Source organism: Synechococcus sp. CCY 9618 (genome assembly GCF_019038415.1).
GTDB lineage: Bacteria > Cyanobacteriota > Cyanobacteriia > PCC-6307 > Cyanobiaceae > Cyanobium.
Window position 1 is genome coordinate 1 of record NZ_JAFKRG010000105.1, and the last position, 1,727, is coordinate 1,727.

Genomic DNA, 1,727 nt, shown 5'->3' on the forward strand with positions numbered 1-1,727 from the left:
CGCATTGCATCTTTAAAGCTGCTACCCCGCTAGGGTTGTTGCATCAGCAGTAGCAGCCGCCTATGGCATCAACGCGGGGCGACTCGCAAGGCGTGAGGCCAGGCGGACCTGTCTCTCTCAAAGAAGGAGAGCGGATGGCGCTGGCGATCAGCGCGGCAACAGCCCGTTACCGGAGCCTCAGTCGGGTGGGAAAACAGCGGCTGCTGGATGAGCTGCAGGCCCTGACCGGGTACCACCGCAAATCCCTGCTGCGCCGGTTGAACCAGCGGCCCATTGATCGGCAGACCAGCCTCCGCGGGCAGCACCGCCGCCGCTACGGCCCCGAGGTGGTGGAGGCCTTGGTGCCGCTGTGGGAGGCCAGTGATCGGCTGTGCGGCAAGCGACTCCATGCCCTGCTGCCGCAGTTGGTGGAATCGCTGGAGCACCACGGCCACGTGCAGCTGGAGCAGGGCGTGCGGGCACGGTTGTTGACGATGAGCAGCGCCACGATTGACCGGCTGCTGGCTCCAGTCCGAAAAAGTAGTGGGGGCAATGGATGGCGGCGCCCTCCCCGTGCCTACAGCGGTGTACGCCGTCGGGTGCAGGTGCGCACGTTTAAGGGCTGGGATGAGCACAAGGATCCCGGCTGGCTGGAGATCGACCTGGTGGCCCATTGCGGCGGCCGCCTGGAGGGGCGGTTCATCTGGACTCTGGTGGCCACCGACATCGCCACCGGCTGGAGCGAGAGCCTGCCGGTGATCACGCGGGATGGGGCCTCGGTGTTGGCTGCAATCCAGCGGTTGCGTCAGCACCTTCCCTTCCCCTTGCGCGGGATCGATGCCGACAACGATCCAGCCTTCATGAATGCCCTGATGGAGCAGTGGTGCGATGCACCGGAGCAGGGGATCGAGCTCACCCGCTCGCGGGCGTACCAGAGCAACGATCAGGCCTGGGTGGAACAGAAGAACGGGATGCTGATCCGCCGCGTGGTGGGCTACGAGCGCTTGGTGGGCCTGGAGGCGGCACAGCTGCTGGGGGAGCTCTACGCGGCGCTGCGGCTGTTCACGAACCTTTTCCAGCCGTCATTCAAGCTCAAAAGCAGTGTGCGGGAAGGAGGCCGGATCAAGCGGCTACACCACCCGCCGCGAACACCGCTGCAGCAGCTGCTGCGCACCGGAGTGCTCAGCGATCAGGAAGCCCAGAACCTCAGAGAACTGAGAAAGCGGTGTGACCCCGTGGTGCTGCTGGCCACGATTCGGAGCTGCCAGAGCCGGCTGGCCCTGTTGATCAGCGGCCAACACACCAGTGCCATGGCGGGGGAGCCGCTGAGCTGGCAGACACCGGAGCAAGAAAAGCGTGAGCTGGATGGGTTTCTGCAGGGGTTACAGGCCCTGTGGCGCCAGAGCAGGCCTTTACAGAAAAAGCCCAAACCGCGGCAGGGCCGCCGCAGTCGGGTGGATCCCTTTGAGGCCCATGCCGACCTGATCCCCCAATGGCTGACAGCAGAAGCAGATGTGGGCAGCCAGGAGCTCCTGGACAGGCTGATCGATCTGGATCCCCAGCGCTATGGGCCCCAACACAAACGCACGCTGCAGCGGCGAATCAGAGATTGGCGCGTGGCAAGGGTGGAAAAGTGTGTAGCCACTGCAGCCGAACGGCCTGAAACCCAGCCAGGAACAAGGGAAGCAGTGTTACCAGGTGTCAATTAATATGGGTAACAAGTTATCGATGCAAAGCGCCCCTCAACC

1 protein-coding gene is annotated in these 1,727 nt (G+C 64.1%); it reads left to right on the forward strand.

The annotated features are described in order from the left end of the window. The first annotated feature begins 134 nt into the window (after positions 1-134). Positions 135-1,688, forward strand: a complete 1,554-nt coding sequence (locus tag KUG41_RS15330; protein WP_216905055.1) for a transposase family protein — start codon at positions 135-137, stop codon at positions 1,686-1,688. Positions 1,689-1,727: the final 39 nt, after the last annotated feature.